Source organism: Mesorhizobium sp. W050, assembly GCF_054719535.1.
The window spans coordinates 359220-377243 of the sequence record NZ_JBTTIH010000001.1; the positions used below are offsets into that span (position 1 = coordinate 359220).

16 protein-coding genes and 1 tRNA gene are annotated in these 18024 nt (G+C 63.0%); 8 read left to right on the forward strand and 9 right to left on the reverse strand.

Going from position 1 to position 18024, the window contains the following annotated elements:
* Positions 1-59: 59 nt before the first annotated feature.
* On the forward strand, positions 60-362 hold the full coding sequence (locus ACYG9Y_RS01690) for a DUF982 domain-containing protein (protein ID WP_023733492.1): 303 nt from the start codon (positions 60-62) through the stop codon (positions 360-362).
* Positions 363-477: 115 nt separating this feature from the next.
* The gene (locus tag ACYG9Y_RS01695; protein ID WP_245260022.1) at positions 478-765 is read left to right on the forward strand and encodes a DUF982 domain-containing protein; all 288 of its coding nucleotides are present in this window, start codon (positions 478-480) and stop codon (positions 763-765) included.
* A 107-nt stretch (positions 766-872) separates the two neighbouring features.
* On the opposite strand, the gene ACYG9Y_RS01700 is transcribed toward ACYG9Y_RS01695, so the two are convergent.
* Positions 873-947: transfer RNA gene (locus ACYG9Y_RS01700), tRNA-Val, on the reverse strand.
* A gap of 114 nt (positions 948-1061) precedes the next feature.
* A complete protein-coding gene (cpdR, locus tag ACYG9Y_RS01705) occupies positions 1062-1424 on the reverse strand; it encodes a cell cycle two-component system response regulator CpdR (protein WP_023671195.1) in 363 nt (120 codons plus the stop codon).
* 164 nt (positions 1425-1588) lie between these two features.
* Between cpdR and ACYG9Y_RS01710 the strand changes: the two genes are divergently transcribed.
* The gene (locus ACYG9Y_RS01710; protein ID WP_023704024.1) at positions 1589-2530 is read left to right on the forward strand and encodes an N-formylglutamate amidohydrolase; all 942 of its coding nucleotides are present in this window, start codon (positions 1589-1591) and stop codon (positions 2528-2530) included.
* A 337-nt stretch (positions 2531-2867) separates the two neighbouring features.
* Entirely contained in the window at positions 2868-3641 is a 774-nt protein-coding gene (hisN, locus tag ACYG9Y_RS01715) for a histidinol-phosphatase (RefSeq protein WP_023671197.1), read from the forward strand.
* A 12-nt stretch (positions 3642-3653) separates the two neighbouring features.
* On the opposite strand, the gene ACYG9Y_RS01720 is transcribed toward hisN, so the two are convergent.
* The 4 genes from ACYG9Y_RS01720 to ACYG9Y_RS01735 all read right to left on the reverse strand — a co-directional run bounded on the left by ACYG9Y_RS01720 (position 3654) and on the right by ACYG9Y_RS01735 (position 6146).
* The gene (locus tag ACYG9Y_RS01720; protein ID WP_023737638.1) at positions 3654-4484 is read right to left on the reverse strand and encodes a helix-turn-helix transcriptional regulator; all 831 of its coding nucleotides are present in this window, start codon (positions 4482-4484) and stop codon (positions 3654-3656) included.
* A 127-nt stretch (positions 4485-4611) separates the two neighbouring features.
* Positions 4612-4851: a DUF1127 domain-containing protein gene (locus ACYG9Y_RS01725; RefSeq protein ID WP_023686421.1), complete on the reverse strand. Its 240-nt coding sequence runs from the start codon at positions 4849-4851 to the stop codon at positions 4612-4614.
* Between the two features lie 3 nt (positions 4852-4854).
* Entirely contained in the window at positions 4855-5025 is a 171-nt protein-coding gene (locus ACYG9Y_RS01730; RefSeq protein ID WP_023683236.1) for a hypothetical protein, read from the reverse strand.
* A gap of 161 nt (positions 5026-5186) precedes the next feature.
* Positions 5187-6146, reverse strand: coding sequence for an alpha/beta fold hydrolase (locus tag ACYG9Y_RS01735; RefSeq protein WP_023737639.1), 960 nt, complete (start codon positions 6144-6146; stop codon positions 5187-5189).
* A 457-nt stretch (positions 6147-6603) separates the two neighbouring features.
* Here ACYG9Y_RS01735 and ACYG9Y_RS01740 point away from each other — a divergent pair, with 457 nt between their 5' ends.
* Complete coding sequence (locus ACYG9Y_RS01740) at positions 6604-7071, forward strand: Hsp20 family protein (RefSeq protein ID WP_023671202.1); 468 nt, start codon at positions 6604-6606, stop codon at positions 7069-7071.
* A gap of 156 nt (positions 7072-7227) precedes the next feature.
* On the forward strand, positions 7228-7992 hold the full coding sequence (locus ACYG9Y_RS01745) for a sulfite exporter TauE/SafE family protein (RefSeq protein WP_023728418.1): 765 nt from the start codon (positions 7228-7230) through the stop codon (positions 7990-7992).
* Here the strand turns inward: ACYG9Y_RS01745 and ACYG9Y_RS01750 are convergent.
* Together ACYG9Y_RS01750 and ACYG9Y_RS01755 are read right to left on the reverse strand one after the other, a co-directional pair.
* Positions 7989-8885: an MBL fold metallo-hydrolase gene (locus tag ACYG9Y_RS01750; RefSeq protein ID WP_023737640.1), complete on the reverse strand. Its 897-nt coding sequence runs from the start codon at positions 8883-8885 to the stop codon at positions 7989-7991. The genes ACYG9Y_RS01745 and ACYG9Y_RS01750 overlap by 4 nt on opposite strands.
* Before the next feature lie 18 nt (positions 8886-8903).
* Positions 8904-9953 carry a threonine aldolase family protein gene (locus tag ACYG9Y_RS01755; protein WP_023686416.1) on the reverse strand — a complete coding sequence of 350 codons (1050 nt, stop codon included), beginning with the start codon at positions 9951-9953 and terminating at the stop codon, positions 8904-8906.
* Between the two features lie 509 nt (positions 9954-10462).
* Here ACYG9Y_RS01755 and gltB point away from each other — a divergent pair.
* Both gltB and ACYG9Y_RS01765 read left to right on the forward strand, forming a co-directional pair.
* The gene (gltB, locus tag ACYG9Y_RS01760; protein WP_023737641.1) at positions 10463-15214 is read left to right on the forward strand and encodes a glutamate synthase large subunit; all 4752 of its coding nucleotides are present in this window, start codon (positions 10463-10465) and stop codon (positions 15212-15214) included.
* Positions 15215-15354: 140 nt separating this feature from the next.
* Positions 15355-16809, forward strand: a complete 1455-nt coding sequence (locus ACYG9Y_RS01765) for a glutamate synthase subunit beta (protein ID WP_023671207.1) — start codon at positions 15355-15357, stop codon at positions 16807-16809.
* On the opposite strand, the gene ACYG9Y_RS01770 is transcribed toward ACYG9Y_RS01765, so the two are convergent.
* Entirely contained in the window at positions 16806-18011 is a 1206-nt protein-coding gene (locus tag ACYG9Y_RS01770; RefSeq protein ID WP_023737642.1) for an SGNH/GDSL hydrolase family protein, read from the reverse strand. The genes ACYG9Y_RS01765 and ACYG9Y_RS01770 overlap by 4 nt on opposite strands.
* Positions 18012-18024: the final 13 nt, after the last annotated feature.

Here is an 18024-nt window from a genome sequence, read left to right on the forward strand (position 1 = left end):
AGTTGGCCTGGACCGCGCAAACCATGAAACTCAATGGTTCGTTCGATTTGGAGGATCATATGAACGATCGGATGTTCGACAGCGCCGTTTTCGTGAAAAGCGGCGACAACCTTGTTCAGGAAATCACGTGTCTCGAGGATGCTCTGGAGTTCCTCTATGAATGGCCAAAGGACAGGCGCGGCCCCATTCACCAAACCGCATTGCGGGCCTGCCAGCGAGCTTTCGATAGCGATTATCCGCTTTCCGCAGCCAGAGACGCGTTCAGCGGTTTTGCGAAAGCAGCCAGAATCCTTGAAGAAGCATCCACGACAATGCCGTGGATGATGGGCAGAGGTGGCGAAGGCGGAGGAGTGACTGCCTAAAGCGCGTCGCGCTGAAACCGATTCATGCGACACGCTTTAAGTCTTTGTTTTGATGCATGTCGTTGTCCCAGACCCGCGGCACACTTCTGGGTGACATGCATTAGGAAAGGAGGTCATGATGCTATCGAAACCTTTTGAAAAGCCGGTCCGGGTGTGGGTGGGCTTGGGCTTTCCCCGCCAACTCAACACGGTCGCAGATGCCTATCAATTCGCAGCCGAATGGTGTGGCAACAGCCCGGAGCAGAGAGCTGCTATTCGCGCTTGCAAAGCCGCTCTGATTGGTGATGTGGAACCCGAGACAGCACGAGGCGTCTTCGTCGCGTTCGCTCGCAAGAAGGATATTCTTATGGAGGACGGCATCGAGCCTGCGCCTTCAAGGACGCTAAGCCCGCACCACGTCTAAAGCGCGTCGCGTTTGAACGAGGCGGCTGCCACAAGCGGTGGCCGCCTTACCGGCTAAGTCGTCGAAGGGGTCAGCCAAAAACGGGCTTGGCTAAGTTATTGAAAGGATGGTGGGCGTGACAGGGATTGAACCTGTGACCCCTGCAATGTCAATGCAGTGCTCTCCCGCTGAGCTACACGCCCATCCGAAGCCGCGCATACACCATTTTTGGTCCAGCGCGTCAATAGCCGGAAAGGGAAAGAAAGGCTCGTTTTGTCGCGCCGCCGACGAAGCGGCGAGATCACACTGTGCGTGCTTCAGGCGGCCTGCAGCATTTTTTCGACCTCGTTGACGAGATCGCGCAGGTGGAAGGGCTTGGACAGCACCTTGGCGTCTTTCGGCGCCTTGGAATCGGGGTTGAGCGCGACGGCCGCGAAACCGGTGATGAACATCACCTTCAGGTCGGGATCGATCTCGGTGGCGCGGCGGGCGAGTTCGATGCCGTCCATCTCCGGCATGACGATATCGGTCAGCAGCAGGGAGAAAGGTTCTTCGCGCAGCCGCTCGTAGGCGCTGGCGCCATTGTCGAAATCGCTGACGTGGTAGCCGGCCCGCTCCAGTGCCTTGACCAGGAACCGGCGCATGTCGTCGTCGTCTTCCGCCAGCAGAATGCGTGCCATCTTGTCCCGTCCGAATCACCCCAGCCAAGCCTGCCGTCCGGCAAGCCCGTTAACCATCCTGTATATGAGGAGCTGACGGTAAACATCAAGTGAACGTTGGCGGCATTAATCCTGATTTGACGGGGTTCCTGACATGCCGAAATGCTGGACATGCGGCCGATGAGGTGGCAGTTTCCCATCATGATGCATTGCTGTTTCCGGGTTCGTTCAAATTGACGACGGCAGCCGAAGATTTTTCGGTCGTTCCACCCTTCGAAATCCGATCGGGCGCCGAGCAGCGCGTTCCCTTCGTCTTCAACTCACCGCATAGCGGCCGCTATTATCCAGACCGCTTCCTGGCCATGGCGCGGCTCGACCGGAACGCCATCCGCCGCTCCGAGGATTGCTATGTCGACGAGCTGTTCGGCAGCGCGGTGGTGCTGGGCGCGCCGATGCTGGCGGCGAATTTTCCGCGCGCCTACCTCGACGTCAATCGCGAACCCTGGGAACTCGACCCGCGCATGTTCGCCGAGCCGGTGCCGTCCTTCTGCAACATCCGCTCGGCGCGCGTTGCCGGCGGGCTCGGCACCGTGCCCAAGCTGGTGGGTGAGGGGCTCGACATCTATTCCGGCCGTCTGCCGCTGGCGGAGGCCGTCCAGCGCATAGAGGCGGTCTACAAACCCTATCACGAGACGCTGAAGCGGCTATTGACCAGAACCCATGCCAGGTTCGGCTATGCCGTGCTGATCGACTGCCATTCGATGCCGGCGAGCATCAGGGTGGGCGACAGCGGCCTGCGGCCGGATTTCATCGTGGGCGACCGTTTCGGCATCTCGGCCACGGCGGCCCTGACCGAGACGGCGATCGGCCTGCTCATCGGCATGGGCTACACCGTCGCCCACAACAAACCCTATGCAGGGGGTTTCATCACCGAGCATTACGGCCGGCCGGCGCGCCATCTGCATGCGCTGCAGATCGAGGTCAATCGCGGCCTCTACATGAATGAGCGGACGTTCCAGAAATCGGCCGGCTTCGATGCGCTGGCCGACGATATGGCGCGCTTTTCGGCCGACCTGATGGCGATGCCCGACCACCACTTCATCGACCTGCCGCTGGCCGCCGAATGACGCCGGAGCGGCGGCTGTTCATGAGATCCCGCGCTGGCCATCCCGCAGCGTAAAAAAAGACCGCATCGTTTGCACGACACGGTCGAAGTCTAGGGAGGAAACGCCCAAGGAGGGCATGGACAGGAAAACCTGTCCGAGAACAAATTTATTGTGCGATGCACAAATGTCAATCGATTCCACGCTTTTTTAATTCACTCTGATGTGAAAATGCGTTTCGATGGTCCCGATGTGTGACATTTCGGCAACGCTGATGTCTCTGATAAATCGACAAACCGGCTTGTTTTGGCGGGAAAGTGCCGGCAGACCGGGTTGGCACTCTGCAATGCGGGAGAATCACGTGGACATCAGCATCGATTTCATGCGCCGGATCGCGCAAGCGGCGGCGGCTGAAACCTTGCCGCGTTTCCGCGCACAGGGCGCGGTGGCCAACAAGGAAAAAGGCAGTTTCGACCCGGTCACCGAGGCCGACCGCGAGGCCGAGCGCGCCATCCGGGCGCTGATCTCGGCTGAGTATCCCGATCACGGTATCCTTGGCGAAGAACATGGCAGCGAAAACATCTCCTCAAGGCATGTCTGGGTGATCGATCCGATCGATGGTACCCGCGCCTTCATCTCAGGCTTGCCGGTGTGGGGAACGCTGGTCGGATTGACGGTCGACGGTGACGCCGTCGCCGGCATGATGGCGCAGCCGTTCACCGGCGAGCTGTTCTACGCCAACGCTTCCGGCTCCCACTACGAAGGCCCCGGTGGGCCGCGGAAGCTGTCGACCCGCAAGAGGACGAAGCTTGACGAGGCGACCTTGTTCACCACCACGCCGGCGCTTTTCAAGGGCGAGGCGCGCACCCGCTACGACGCGTTCGAGAAACAGATCCAGCTCGCCCGCTACGGCGCCGATTGCTACGCCTTTGCCATGATTGCCTCGGGCAGCGTCGACATCGTCGCCGATCCCGGATTGAAACCCTACGACATCGTGGCGCTGATCCCGATCATCGAAAAGGCCGGCGGCGTCGTCACCACATTCGAGGGCGGTCCGGCGGAAAAGGGCGGCGACATCCTGGCCGCCGCAACGCCGGAGCTTCATGCGGCTGCAATGGCAGCCCTGCGGGGCTGATAGTCGACCCGATCAGCGCGGCTTGATCGAGCGCTGGAATTCCGCCGGCGTTCGCCCGTAGACCTGCCTGAACGCTGAGCTGAAATGGCTGTGGCTGGAGAAGCCGAGGTCCAGGCCGAGCGTGGTCAGATTGTCGTAGCGGCCAAGCAGGTCGAGCGCGCGCGCCAGCCGCATGCGCAGATGGTAGCGATAGAGCGGCATCGCCTCGACCTGCTGGAAAACCTGCGTGAGATAAACCGGTGATACCCCGACTTCAGCGGCGATCTCGGCCAGCGTCCAGCGCCGCGAAAGATCCGAGGACAGGACGAGCTTGGCGCGATCGACCAGCTTCTGCCGGCCAGCGCTTGCGCCGGCGGCATGCGAGGTGCGCTCGCCGAGGGAGCGCCGCACCAGCGTCAGCGCCAGGGTTTCGGCCTCCAGCGTTTCGGCAATGTTGCGGCTCAGGCTGTGGCGCAGCACCGCCACCAGCGCCTGAGCCCGCGGGTCGATGCGGCGGCGCTGACGACGAAACGCCACGGCGCTGCCCGAGCGCAACTGCTCCTTCGGCGTCAGCTCCTGCAGTTGCGCCTCCTCGACAACGAGATCGAGGCAGGAATCGCCACCCTTGACGGGATGGCTGATCCGGTAGCCTTCGGCGTTGTTGAAGAACAACAACTGGTTGGCTTCGGCGACCGCATCGTTGCGGCCGACATGGCGCACGAAGACGCCGCGATAGGGAAACACAAGATGCGTGGCAGCGGTGCACTCTTCTTCGCTCTTGTGCCGGCATTCGCCGCTGCAGAGGACATCCCTCACCCTGACGGTGCCGGTGTCCAGAAGCGTCTGTACCGTGAACTGCGACATGGTGAGCTGAGACATGGCCGTTGCATTCTACCCTTGCACCGAAAGCTGCTCCGGCACATTTAGGCGATTGGCTTGTCCAAACCTGTCAGGAGACTTCACCTGTCGGGCCCTTCGTAACGGCCATGGCTCAGTCCCACAAACGGCGCATGTATTCGCAGTGAGCGTCGCTGCGCGACAGACCGATGTCCTTGAGCTGTTCGTCGGTCATTTCGAGCAAGGCAAGGCGGCTTCGGCGCCTTTCCAGTTGACGGCCGATCCAGTTGGCCGCCGCGATGCCTTGTGTCCGCAAGGACCGCCGGAACGTCGCGGTTTGAGTTGTCGGCTGATGTGCGAGGCATTGCGCCGCCGCTGCATGATCGGGGCGCATCGCTCAGGCTTCCCCGTTGCCGGCCACTGATGCGCCGGCCACTGAGGCGCCGGCTTCGTTCAGCGCAATCGCGCATTCCTCGCAGCAGACCTCGACGGTCTTGCCGCCGACCTTGACGCGGATCGGGTTGGCGTCCAGCTGGCAATCGCAGGCAGCGCAGGTTTTCTCGGTCATGACGTCATCCCCTTGGCGTTCAGTATGCGGAGAGATGAGCATTCCGGGGCGGCACCGGCTGTCAGAATCTTTAGCTCTTTGGGTGCTGCCGGCGCTGCTCCTGACAGAAGGCTGTCAGCAGGCGCAAGCTCAAGGCGCCGCAACATGCAGCGCCGGCGGCATCAGGCTGTCGGGTCGTCGTTGCCGGGTATGAAGGCGTCGAAGGCGGCGAGCAACTGCTCGCGATAGACATCGGCCTCCTGCAGGATCTCGTGTTTCGAGCCATCGATCATCAGCAGCGAGCCGAGGCGCAGACGCCTGGCGTAGGCTTCCACGGCCTTGGTCGAGACGACCTGATCGGCGCCGGCGGCGATCATCAGCAGCGGCACCTGGATCCTGGCCATGAAGTCGGGCTCGCTGATGGCTTCGCCTGCCTTGATTGCCGCCTGCAGCCAGCGGATCGTCGGCCCGCCGAGCGCCAGTTGCGGATAGTGCTCGTAGATTTTCGTGTTGCGCTGATAGCGCCCGGGGTCCGATGTCACCTTGTTGAGGGCGAAGGGCAGGGTTTCCCTGGGACGCGGACCCCAGGCGGCGTAGAGCCGGCCGAGGCCGAGAAAGCACAATATCGAGCAGACGCGGCGCGCGGTTTTTGCCGACACGGGCGAGTCGGGCACCGTCAGGAAAGGCGCAATCAGCACCATGCGACGCACCCGGTTGACCATCGACGGTGCCGCGAGCAGCGCGATCACGGCGCCCATGGAATGGGCGAGGATGTAATACGGGCCGCGGCAGTCGGGCAGCACGATATCCTCGAAGAACTGTTCGAGGTCGCCGGTGTAATCGTAGAAGGAGCGGACATAGCCGCGTTGCGGGTCGGCGATCAGCCGGTCGGAATCGCCCTGGCCGCGCCAGTCGAGGGTGGCGACGCCGAGGCCGCGGTCGGTCAGGTTGCGGATGGTTTCGAAATATTTCTCGATGCACTCGTTGCGGCCGGGCAGCAGCACGACGGTGCCTTTCAGCGGCCGGGTGACCGCGGCAAAAAGGCCGTAGCGGATCTTCTTGCCGTCGCGCGTGGTGAAAAAGCCGCCGCCGACATTTTGCGGCGGCGGATTGCCTGGCGTGGGATGGAAGAGATCCGTCATTAGGCGCTTGCGTGTTCGTGGTGTCTCACCCGGCAGGGGCGTCGGCATGGTGATAGACGCCAATGGATGAAAAGCAAAGGGAGGGCGCCAAGGGGGCGGACGAACAACGAGCAAGGCCGGAAGCAGCCTGCGGCGGCGTGCTTCCGGCCTCTGTCGATCCGGGAGGAAGGGACGTTACACCCGGTCGGCCTCGTCGCGGCGCTTTCATCCGGCGCCGCCTGGTTCTTTATCGTGGGGCACTCTGGCACCGGCCGGCTGAACGGGCGCCGAAGCGGCGGTTCATCTGCCGTTCATCGACGCCTCGATTGGCGCTCTTCAAAAATCCTTGAAATGCGCTTTTGCGCTCCCCAAATGTCGGATGCAGCCGCCGCTCTTGGGGCTGCTGGTCCACCGAAACGCCTTTCCAGGGTTTCGCACCGGCCACACGCAAACATGTTGCTCAACAGGAGAACACCTCATGCGTCACGTTGATTTTTCCCCGCTCTATCGCTCGACCGTCGGCTTCGACCGCCTGTTCACCATGCTCGACTCGCTGGCCCAGCCTGATGGCGCGCAGACCTATCCGCCCTACAACATCGAGCGCACCGGCGAGGACGCCTATCGCATCTCGATGGCGGTTGCCGGCTTCTCGGACGAAGAGATTTCGATCGAAGCCCACCGCAACGTGCTGACCGTCAAGGGTGAGCGCAAGGAAGAAGGCAATGGCGAAGGCTCCGAGCTGCTCTACCGCGGCATTGCTTCGCGTTCGTTCGAGCGCCGCTTCCAGCTTGCCGACCATGTCGAGGTCGTCGGCGCCACGCTGAAGAACGGCCTGCTTTTCGTCGACCTTAAGCGCAACATCCCCGAGGAGCTGAAGCCGCGCAAGATCGCGATTACCGCCTCTTCGGCCAACGCCAAGCAGATCGAGGCCAAGAACGCCGCGTGACCAAGACGGCGGCGTCACAACGCCCAAGGTTAAAAGCGTCTCCTCCCGAGACGAAAGCGGCGCCGCGAGGCGCCGCTTTTTTCGCCGCAGCCTCTGTCACCCCAACCGAAGAGTTCTGGCTCTTTTGCGGCGGGCGCCGTCTTCCCATGAAGGGCGATGTCTGATCTCTCGGCTGATTTTTCCCTGGCCCTAACGGCAACCATTGCGGTGACCTTCCTGCTGGCCGGCATCGTCAAGGGCGTTACCGGTATGGGACTGCCGACGTTGGCGATGGGGCTGCTGGGCACAATCATGCCGCCGGTCGCCGCGGCTTCGCTGCTGATCGTGCCGTCCTTCGTCACCAATATCTGGCAGCTGTTTGCCGGCCCGAGCTTCGGATGGATCCTCAGTCGGCTGTGGCTGATGATGGTCGGCATCGTCGCCGGCACGCTGGCCGGCTCATGGCTGCTGGCCAGCGACAATGTCAAATGGACGACGGCCGGCCTCGGGGCGGCGCTGATCGTCTATGCCGTCTATACGCTGCTGGCGCGGCAGTTGACGGTTCCCGCGTCAGCCGAGCGCTGGTCGTCGCCCATCGTCGGTTTCCTTACCGGCATCGTCACCGGCGGCACCGGCGTGTTTGTCGTGCCCGCTGTGCCTTACATTCAGGCGCTGGGCTTGAGCCGTGACGATCTGATCCAGGCGCTCGGCCTGTCCTTCACCGTGTCGACGATCGCGCTCGCTGCCGGCCTTGCCTCGCACGGCGCGTTCCAGGTCGGGCATGTCGCCATGTCGTCGCTGGCGGTTGCGCCGGCCTTGCTCGGCATGTGGCTCGGACAGTTGCTCCGGCAGCGGATCAGCCCGGCGACCTTCCGGCGCTGGTTTCTTATTTTCCTGATCTTGCTTGGCCTCGAGCTTTTGGCGCGGCCTTTCCTTGCTTAGCGACCGGTGCCGGTTGCGAGAACGGCCTCGACGTTTTGCCGGTGGACGGGCTCGTACAGCGCGAAGTACTCGACCGCGCCCGTGGCGAACATGTCGGCGCCGAAGGTTTTCAGATCCTGCTTCGCAAGATCAGGCTCACGCCGGCAGCGAAGCAGTTTTTGAACGTAGGCTTGCGTGGCGGCGATGAGGCCTTTGTCGTAGCCGCCTCGCTCAATCGCTTCGAGCGAGCCGTGATTGGGCAAGATGCGGTCTATCGACCAGCCGGCCATGCGTTCGAGATCAACCAGATGTTGCGCCAGCCGATCCGCCTCGCTGACATAGGTGATCGGATCCTCGAGCGTGTCGCCCGCCAGGAGCAGGCCGGTTTCGGGCATGAACAGCACCGTGCCGTCATGGCTGTGGATTTCGACCTGACGCAGTTCGACGGCGATCGATCCAACGGCGAGGTCAAGACTGCCTGCGAAGGTCCTGTTCGGCAGCACGAGAGGCTTGATCGGTGGAACACCGCTTTCGATCTCAGCCCGGTTGTTCGCGAGCGCCGAGGCGGTGAGCGTGTTGGCGATAATCTCGCAATCCTGAAACACCTCATTGCCGGCAATATGATCGTCATGCCAGTGGCTGAGCACGACCCGGATCGATGTTGCGCCCATCTCTTCGAGCGTCTGCCTGATGAAGCGCGCGTGAGGCAGCGAAATATGCGTGTCGTAGACAAGCGCCTGCGAACCATCGACGATCGCATAGGTGCAGATGCCGAGGGCATAGGCGCCGTCGTCCAGCCAGTTCGGCTCGTCCGACCAGGCGCGAACGCCGTCAACGCGGCCATCGTAGAAGCCGAGCACGTTTGGCGCCGGGCGAACCAGCCGCATGGTTGAGCCGAGAGGTGGCTTTGTCATTGGCGCGGTCTCGCGGGTTCAGGCGATCATCTGGCCGAAGCGATCGACCTCATCTGAAGTCGTGGCAAAGCTGGTGACGAAGCGATAGAGCAACTCGTCCTCGCCGACATGGCCGTCGAAGCCGTGCGGCCTGTGCCAGTCGTAAAAGGCTGCGCCGACGGATTGCAGCCTTTCGGCTTCCGCCTTTTTCATCACCGCGAACACCTCGTTGGCCTGCGGCAACCAGGCGAGCTTCGCCGTTGCCGAATCCTCGATCGCAGCCGCCAGGCGCGCGGCCATGGCATTGGCATGACGGGCCGTGTCCAGCCACAGGCCGTCTGTGAAGTAGGCGTCGAACTGCGCTGCGATGAAGCGCGACTTGGAGAACAGCTGTGCGGCGCGCTTGCGCAGGAAGGACAACTCCTTGGCGCGGTCTAGATCGAACAGCACCACCGCTTCGGCACACCAGCAGCCGTTCTTGGTGCCGCCGAACGAGACGATGTCGACGCCGCGCTTCCAGGTCATTTCGGCCGGCGTCGTCTCAAGCGCGACCAATGCGTTGGCAAAACGGGCGCCGTCCATATGCAGCGGCAGGGAAAAGCGTTTGGCGATCTCCGAAATGGTGGAAATGTCGTCGAGCCCGTACACTGTGCCGACTTCGGTCGATTGGGTGATCGAGACGGCCGTCGGGCGTCCCCAATGGACGATTTCGGGTGCGAAACGGGCGACGGCGCGTTCAAGATTGTGCGGATCGATCTTGCCCAGGGCGCCGTCGACAGCATGGAGACGCGAGCCGCCGCTGAAATATTCCGGCGCGCCGCATTCGTCCTCGATGATGTGCGATTCGCGGTGCGCAAAGGAAATGCCGCCGGGCTTGTTGTAAGCGGCCAGGGACAGCGAGTTGGCCGCCGTGCCGGTAGCGACGAAGAACACCGCGACCTCGCGTTCGAAGATCTCGCTGAAACGCTGGTAGACGGCCCGGTCGAGATCGCCATCGCCATAGGCGGTCGAAAAGCCGCCAGCATTGGCTGACAGCCCGGCGGCAATGTTGGAATGGACGCCCGCCCAGTTGTCGGATGCAAAGAACATCAGGAAAGTCCCTGCCTGGTTGAGAAAGTCTGGTTGCGACAAGAGCGCGACCATGGCCGTTTCGGGGTTTGACGCGCAAGGGCCAAGGGCTGAAAAAGCGGTAAAGCCAAAGGCGATCACGAAGGAGTGCCGGGACCGAAATTTCGTTTCAACAGCGCCCGACGCAATTTTCTGTCGCCAAACGTCCAAGAATTTGGTGAATCGGTCTTGTGTGCGCCTAGGATTTCTGCCATAAAAATTTAGGACAGTAGTGCTGTCTTATTTTGTCGCACAAGTCAGGCTGGATTGGCGTATCATTTGGGCCACTCCGGCCGTTGCCGCGAGCGACGGGTAGACGGCTCGGCTGTGGCCTGTACGATACCGGATACGAACCGGCGGTGCACCGCACGGTCCGCCAAGGATTTCGAAAAGACGTGCCGCAAGAATGAGAGCGGAAGCCAGTCGCTTCCCAAGGTAGACCAGCGCCCCAAATGCTAGACGTGCAAGGGGCCGGAACGGAGGACAGGACGATGACGGAACTGACGCCATCTGCGATTATCGGCCAGGCCGCGCAGACGAAAGCGGCAGCCGTTAAAAATACCGTTCTGACCAAAGAAGGCCAGACCACCAACGGCCTGACCACCAATGGCATGGCCGCGCAGGGTCTCTATGATCCGCGCAACGAGCATGACGCGTGCGGCGTCGGCTTCATCGTCAACATGAAGAACGTGAAGTCGCACCAGATCGTCAAGGACGGGCTCTTCGTGCTCGAAAACCTGACGCATCGCGGCGCTGTCGGCGCCGATCCGCTGATGGGCGACGGCGCCGGCGTGCTGGTGCAGGTTCCCGATCATTTCTTCCGCGAAGAGATGGCGGCCCAGGGCGTCGAACTGCCGGCGGCAGGCCAATACGGCGTCGGCCACTGGTTCATGCCGCAGGATGCGGCACTGCGCGCCCATATCGAAGAGATCATCGCCGAATCGGCGCAGTCAGAAGGGCTGCCGCTGCTCGGCTTTCGCGACGTGCCGGTCGACAATTCATCGCTGTCGAAGGCGCCCGATATTGCGGCCTCCGAACCGTTCCATCGCCAGGTCTTCATCGGCCGCACATCGGACATTCCAGATGACGAGGAATACGAGGCCAGGCTGTACCTGCTGCGCAAGGTGATTTCCGGCCGCATCTACGCCGAGAACAACAACAAGGATATCGGCGCCTACTGTGTGTCGCTATCGGCGCGTACCATCGTCTACAAGGGCATGTTCCTGGCCTACCAGGTCGGCGCCTATTACAAGGATTTGTCGGATCCGCGTTTCGAGACCGCGCTGATCCTCGTCCACCAGCGCTTCTCGACCAACACCTTCCCGTCATGGAAGCTCGCGCACCCCTACCGCATGGTCGCGCATAATGGCGAGATCAACACGGTGCGCGGCAACAACAACTGGATGGCGGCGCGCCAGGCCTCGGTCGATTCCGAACTGTTCGGCAACAACATCTCCAAGCTGTGGCCGATCTCCTATGACGGCCAGTCCGACACGGCGTGCTTCGACAATGCGCTCGAATTCCTGTTCCAGGGCGGCTACAGCCTCAGCCACGCCATGATGATGCTGATCCCGGAAGCCTGGGCCGGCAACAAGCTGATGGATGCCGACCGCAAGGCTTTCTACGAATACCACGCAGCCCTTATGGAGCCGTGGGACGGGCCGGCCGCGGTCGCCTTCACCGACGGTCGCCAGATCGGCGCCACGCTCGACCGCAACGGTCTGCGCCCGGCGCGCTACATCGTCACCGACGACGACCGCGTCATCATGGCGTCAGAGGCCGGCGTGCTGCCGGTGCCGGAGGAGAGGATCGTCAAGAAGTGGCGGCTGCAGCCCGGCCGCATGCTTCTGATCGACCTCGCCAAGGGCCGCATCATTTCCGACGAGGAGATCAAGTCGGAGATCGCCACCAGGCATCCCTACAAGACCTGGCTCAACAACACGCAGCTGATCCTGGAGGATCTGAAGCCGGTCGAGCCGCGCGCGCTGCGCAAGGATGTCAGCCTGCTCGATCGCCAGCAGGCGTTCGGCTACAGCCAGGAAGACACCAAGCTGCTGATGTCGCCGATGGCGACCACCGGCCAGGAAGCGGTGGGTTCGATGGGCACGGACACGCCGATCTCGGCGATGTCGGACAAGTCGAAGCTGCTCTACACCTACTTCAAGCAGAATTTCGCCCAGGTCACCAACCCGCCGATCGACCCGATCCGCGAGGAACTGGTGATGAGCCTGGTGTCCTTCATCGGGCCGCGGCCGAACATCTTCGACCTGGTTGGCAATTCGCGCCGCAAGCGGCTCGAAGTGCGCCAGCCGATCCTGACCAATGGCGATCTGGAAAAGATCCGCTCGATCGGCCACACGGAAGACCGTTTCGACACCAAGACCATCGATATCACCTACGGGTCGAGCGAGGGCGCGTCCGGCATGCAGGGCGCGGTCGAACGTCTGTGCGAGCGGGCGGAAGCCGCTGTCGCCGGCGGCTACAACATCATCATCCTGTCCGACCGCCAGGTCGGTCCCGACCGTATCGCCATTCCGGCACTGCTGGCGACGGCTGCGGTGCACCACCATCTGATCCGCAAGGGTCTGCGCACCGCGGTCGGCCTGGTCGTGGAATCCGGCGAGCCGCGCGAAGTGCATCATTTCTGCTGTCTCGCCGGCTACGGCGCCGAGGCGATCAACCCCTACCTTGCCTTCGATACGCTGCTCGACATGCACAAGCGTGGCGAACTGCCGGCTGAGGTTGACGCCTACGAGGTGGTCTCGCGCTACATCAAGTCGATCGGCAAGGGCATCCTCAAGGTGATGTCGAAGATGGGCATCTCCACCTACCAGTCCTATTGCGGCGCGCAGATATTCGACGCCATCGGGCTGAAGTCAGATTTCGTCGAGAAGTACTTCACCGGCACAGCGACGCTGATCGAAGGTGTCGGCCTGGACGAGGTCGCGGCTGAGACGCTCAGCCGCCACACCGACGGTTTCGGCAACGATCCGGTGCTGCGCAACAGCCTCGAGGTCGGCGGCGAGTACATGTACCGCATGCGCGGCGAAGCCCATATGTGGTCGCCCGACGCCGTCGCCACCTTGCAGCACGCCGTGCGCCAGGGCTCGTGGGAGACGTTCAAGGAGTATTCCGCGCAGATCGACAGCGAGACGGCCCGTGCCCAGACCATACGCGGCCTGTTCAGGATCAAGCTTGCGGAAGAGACCGGCCGCAAGAAGGTGGCGATAGAGGACGTGATGTCGGCGGCCGATATCGTCAAGCGCTTCTCGACAGGGGCGATGTCGTTCGGCTCGATCTCGCGCGAGGCACACACGACGCTGGCGCGCGCCATGAACCAGATCGGCGGCAAGTCGAACACCGGCGAGGGCGGCGAAGAGGCCGACCGCTATCTGCCGCTGCCCGGCGGCGGCAAGAACCCCGAACGTTCGGCGATCAAGCAGGTCGCCTCGGGGCGGTTTGGCGTCACCGCCGAGTATCTCGTCAATTCCGATGTCATGCAGATCAAGGTCGCGCAGGGCGCCAAGCCCGGCGAGGGCGGCCAGCTGCCCGGCCACAAGGTCGACGCCACCATCGCCAAGGTCCGGCACTCGACGCCTGGCGTCGGCCTGATCTCGCCGCCGCCGCATCACGACATCTATTCGATCGAGGATCTGGCGCAGCTGATCTATGATCTGAAGAACGTCAACCCGGCGGCCGACGTATCGGTCAAGCTGGTGTCGGAAGTCGGTGTCGGTACGGTTGCGGCCGGCGTCGCCAAGGCACGCGCCGACCACATCACCATATCGGGCTATGATGGCGGCACCGGCGCGTCGCCGCTGACCTCGCTCAAGCATGCCGGCAGCCCGTGGGAAATGGGCCTAGCCGAGACGCACCAGACGCTGGTGCTGAACGGGCTGCGCTCGCGCGTTGCGCTGCAGGTCGATGGTGGCTTGCGCACGGGGCGCGACGTCATCATCGGTGCGCTGCTCGGTGCCGACGAGTTCGGCTTCTCGACCGCGCCGCTGATCGCGGCCGGCTGCATCATGATGCGCAAGTGCCACTTGAACACCTGCCCGGTCGGCGTCGCGACGCAGGACCCGGTTCTGCGCAAGCGTTTCAAGGGCACGCCCGAGCATGTCATCAACTTCTTCTTCTATGTTGCGGAAGAGGTGAGGGGGCTGCTGGCCGAGATGGGCTACACCCATATCGACCAGATCATCGGCGACAGCGACCTGCTGGAAAAGCGCGAGATGATCCAGCATTGGAAGGCGCGTGGGCTCGATTTCGGCAAGATGTTCTTCAAGCCGGACGCGCCGCATGAGGCGGTGCACTGGACCGAACGGCAGAAACACCCGATCGACGATGTACTCGATCGCAAGCTAATCGAACTGGCGAAGCCCGCGCTCGAAAGCAAGCAGCCGGTCAAGATCGAGGTCGACATCCGCAATGTCGATCGCTCCACGGGCGCCATGCTGTCGGGCGAAGTCGCCAAGCGCTTCAGGCACAAGGGCCTGCGCGAGGACACGATCCAGGTGAAGCTGACCGGCACCGCCGGCCAGTCGTTCGGCGCCTTCCTGGCGCGCGGCATCTCGTTCGATCTCGTCGGTGCGGCCAACGACTATGTCGGCAAGGGCCTGTCGGGCGGACGCATCGTCATCCGGCCGCCGGAGGAGTCCAGGATCGTCGCGGCGGAATCGATCATCGTCGGCAACACCGTCCTCTATGGCGCGACCGAGGGCGAGGCCTATTTCGCAGGTGTCGCCGGCGAGCGCTTCGCGGTGCGCAATTCGGGCGTCGCCGCCGTCGTTGAAGGCGTCGGCGATCATGGCTGCGAATACATGACCGGCGGCATCGTCGTCGTCATCGGCCAGACCGGTCGCAACTTCGCTGCCGGCATGTCGGGCGGCGTGGCCTATGTTCTGGATGAGGCCGGCGATTTCGCCGCGCGCTGCAACATGGCGATGGTCGAGCTGGAGCCGGTTCCGGAAGAAGACGATCTGATGGAAAGGCTGCTGCATCATGGCGGTGACCTCGACCACAAGGGTCGCGTCGACGTCTCGGGCGACATGACCACCCATGACGAGGAACGGCTTTACCAGCTTATCTCGAACCACGTCCATTTCACCGGTTCGGTACGCGGCCGCGAGATACTCGACGACTGGACGATCTTCAGGCCGAAATTCCGCAAGATCATGCCGGTCGAATACCGCCGCGCGCTGATCGAGATGGAACGCATGCGCATGGGCGTGGCGGCGGAATAGGTTTTTCGACTTGCCGGGAGGCGCAGGCTTCCCGGCGGAACTTTCAGCGACAGTTTGACCTCGGATGCAAGGTTGCCATGGCTGCCTCAAGGGGTTAACGGGTGCGAAAACCGCACCATCTGGACAGCAGGAACTGGACTATGGGCAAGGTAACAGGCTTTCTCGAAATCGACCGGCAGGTGCACAAGTACCAGCCGGCCTCCGACCGCATCCGGCATTTCCGCGAATTCACGCTGCCGATGTCGGACAAGGAGGTCGAGAAACAGGCCGCGCGCTGCATGGATTGCGGCATCCCGTTCTGCCACGGGCCGACCGGGTGCCCGATCCACAACCAGATCCCGGACTGGAACGACCTCGTCTACAATGGCGACTGGGACAATGCGATCCGCAACCTGCATTCGACCAACAATTTCCCCGAGTTCACCGGCCGCATCTGCCCCGCGCCCTGCGAGGAAGCCTGCACGCTGAACCTCGAGGACATTCCGGTTGCCATCAAGACCGTTGAACAGGCAATCGCCGACAAGGCTTATGAAACCGGCCATATCCGGCCTTATCCGCCGGAGAAGAAGACGGGCAAGCGGGTCGCTGTCATCGGCTCCGGCCCGGCAGGGATGGCGGCGGCGCAGCAGCTTGGCCGCGCCGGCCACGAGGTCAGCGTTTATGAGCGTGAGAGCCGTCCCGGCGGGCTGATGCGCTACGGCATTCCCGACTTCAAGATCGAGAAGCACTATATCGACCGCCGCATCGAGCAGATGCAGGGCGAGGGCGTGACCTTCCATTGCGGCGTCAATGTCGGCGTCGACAAGCCGGTGGCAGAGTTGCTCGCCGGATACGATGCGGTGCTCTATTGCGGCGGTTCGGAATCGCCGCGTCCGGCCAACATTCCGGGCGACGATCTCGGCGGCGTCTATGACGCCATGCCCTATCTGGTGCAGCAGAACCGTCGCGTCGGCGGCGAGCCGATCCAGTCGGTGGCCTGGCCGTCGCATCCGATCATCGCCGGCGGCCAGCATGTCGTCGTCGTCGGCGGCGGCGATACCGCGTCCGACTGCGTCGGCACCGCCTTCCGCCAAGGCGCGGTGCGCGTCACCCAGCTCGACATCCGCCCGCAGCCGCCGGAGAAGGAAGACAAGCTTTCGGTCTGGCCTTACTGGGCGACCAAGATGCGCACCTCGTCCTCACAGGCCGAAGGTGCGGAGCGCGAATTCCAGGTGGCGACGCTCGAATTCATCGGCGAGGACGGCCAACTGACCGGCGTCAAATGCTGCGAAGTCGACGAGAAGCGCAAGCCGATCGCCGGCACCGAATTCGTCATCCGTGCAGACCTCGCCTTCATCGCCATCGGCTTTGCCGGACCGGCTGCCGCCGGCGTCGCGAAAGAGCTGGACGGTGAGATGAAAATCACCACCGACAGCCGCCGTTCCCGCAATGTCGAAGCCAACGATCGCGACTACAAGACCAGCGTCGACAAGCTCTACGCCGCAGGTGATGTGCGCCGCGGCCAGTCGCTGGTTGTGTGGGCGATCCGCGAAGGCCGCCAGGCCGCGCGCTCGATCGATGAAGCGCTGATGGGGTCGACGGTACTCCCCCGTTAACGGTTGATCGCCGTCGTCGTATCCGTCGCGGCAGCGGCCTTGGGCGGCCACGAGAAGTCGTCGGCGCGGCCGGGCGAGGCCTCGGGCGCCTTGCCTTCGAGGATTAGTTTTTCGCCGGGCAGATCCGGATTGGCTTTCGGCGCCGCCGCCGCACCGAGAAGTTCGGTACCGCCGTCGAGCGCCGGATCGTTGAGCAGCATTGGAACGGTGCGGTCGACCACGATCGGGGCGGCGGGCAGCGACGGCGCCTCGACCGGGGCGCCGGCCGGTGCGGCAGCCGTCACCACGCTTCCCGGCGCTGCCAGGCCGAGGATCTTGGCCAGCGGCTTTTCGGTGTAGAAGGCGAGCTTTCGCTTGCCGGCTTTCGAGACGTTGATGCCGTCGTCGGAGCGCAGCCGCACGGCCTGGCCGTTAATGTCGGGGCCGGTCGAGACAAAGGCGCCGTTCTCGTCGACGAACCCATCCCAGACATCGACGAATTCGCCGCCGTTCTTCTCGGCAGCCGAGTGGTAGATATCGTTGAATGCCAGCATGTCGGAGGTCATCTTCGGCGTCTTGAAGGCTGGCATGCCGACCCACAGATAAGGCACCTTGGTCGCCGCCAGCGCCTTGCCCAAGGCCTCGGTCCGGCGTTCGTATTCCTTGGTCCAGTTCTCGGAGCGCGGCTGCTCGCGCACATCGTTGACGCGCATCTGCTGGCGGTCGTTGGAGCCCAGCATGACGACCACGGCGGCGGGCCTCTCGCTCTCGACCAGCGATTTGACCTGTTCGGGCCAGTTGTAGACATCATCGCGCACGAAACCCGAAGAACCGTTGGCGCGCTCGACGATCCTGATGTTGGCATTGTCGGCAAAGGCTGTTTCGAGGCCTTCGGCCAGGCCGTTGGCCATGAAATCGCCGATCACCAGAACGACGCGGGCATCCGGTGTCTTCTCGACAATCGGAGCGGAAGGTTCAACCGGTGCACGGGGCTTCTTCTTGACCTTCGGCTTTGCCTTGCGGACATCGAGCGGCGGCTCGATGCGTTCGCTGCGGCGCGGGAACAGAAGGTCGCGCAGCGACCAGCCGCGGTTCTGCGGTTGCTCCTGCGCCAAAGCCGGTGTGTGGAAACTGCCGGCGACCCCCGTCGCCAGGACGACGATGGCCAGAATGAGGATCGGCAAGCGGAAAACGATCACACGGATACGCGCTGCCGAAACCAAGCACCCTCTCCAT

Bases quoted from the DNA above. Each gene is read 5' to 3' on its own strand.
- ACYG9Y_RS01755 (WP_023686416.1), bottom strand. From the start codon at position 9,953: ATGTTCTTTGCATCCGACAACTGGGCGGGCGTCCATTCCAACATTGCC.
- ACYG9Y_RS01730 (WP_023683236.1), bottom strand. From the start codon at position 5,025: ATGACCGAGAAAACCTGCGCTGCCTGCGATTGCCAGCTGGACGCCAAC.
- ACYG9Y_RS01720 (WP_023737638.1), bottom strand. From the start codon at position 4,484: ATGTCGCAGTTCACGGTACAGACGCTTCTGGACACCGGCACCGTCAGG.
- gltB (WP_023737641.1), top strand. From the start codon at position 10,463: ATGACGGAACTGACGCCATCTGCGATTATCGGCCAGGCCGCGCAGACG.
- cpdR (WP_023671195.1), bottom strand. From the start codon at position 1,424: ATGGCACGCATTCTGCTGGCGGAAGACGACGACGACATGCGCCGGTTC.
- ACYG9Y_RS01750 (WP_023737640.1), bottom strand. From the start codon at position 8,885: ATGACAAAGCCACCTCTCGGCTCAACCATGCGGCTGGTTCGCCCGGCG.
- ACYG9Y_RS01735 (WP_023737639.1), bottom strand. From the start codon at position 6,146: ATGACGGATCTCTTCCATCCCACGCCAGGCAATCCGCCGCCGCAAAAT.
- ACYG9Y_RS01695 (WP_245260022.1), top strand. From the start codon at position 478: ATGATGCTATCGAAACCTTTTGAAAAGCCGGTCCGGGTGTGGGTGGGC.
- ACYG9Y_RS01725 (WP_023686421.1), bottom strand. From the start codon at position 4,851: ATGCGCCCCGATCATGCAGCGGCGGCGCAATGCCTCGCACATCAGCCG.
- ACYG9Y_RS01740 (WP_023671202.1), top strand. From the start codon at position 6,604: ATGCGTCACGTTGATTTTTCCCCGCTCTATCGCTCGACCGTCGGCTTC.
- ACYG9Y_RS01690 (WP_023733492.1), top strand. From the start codon at position 60: ATGAACGATCGGATGTTCGACAGCGCCGTTTTCGTGAAAAGCGGCGAC.
- ACYG9Y_RS01745 (WP_023728418.1), top strand. From the start codon at position 7,228: ATGTCTGATCTCTCGGCTGATTTTTCCCTGGCCCTAACGGCAACCATT.
- ACYG9Y_RS01765 (WP_023671207.1), top strand. From the start codon at position 15,355: ATGGGCAAGGTAACAGGCTTTCTCGAAATCGACCGGCAGGTGCACAAG.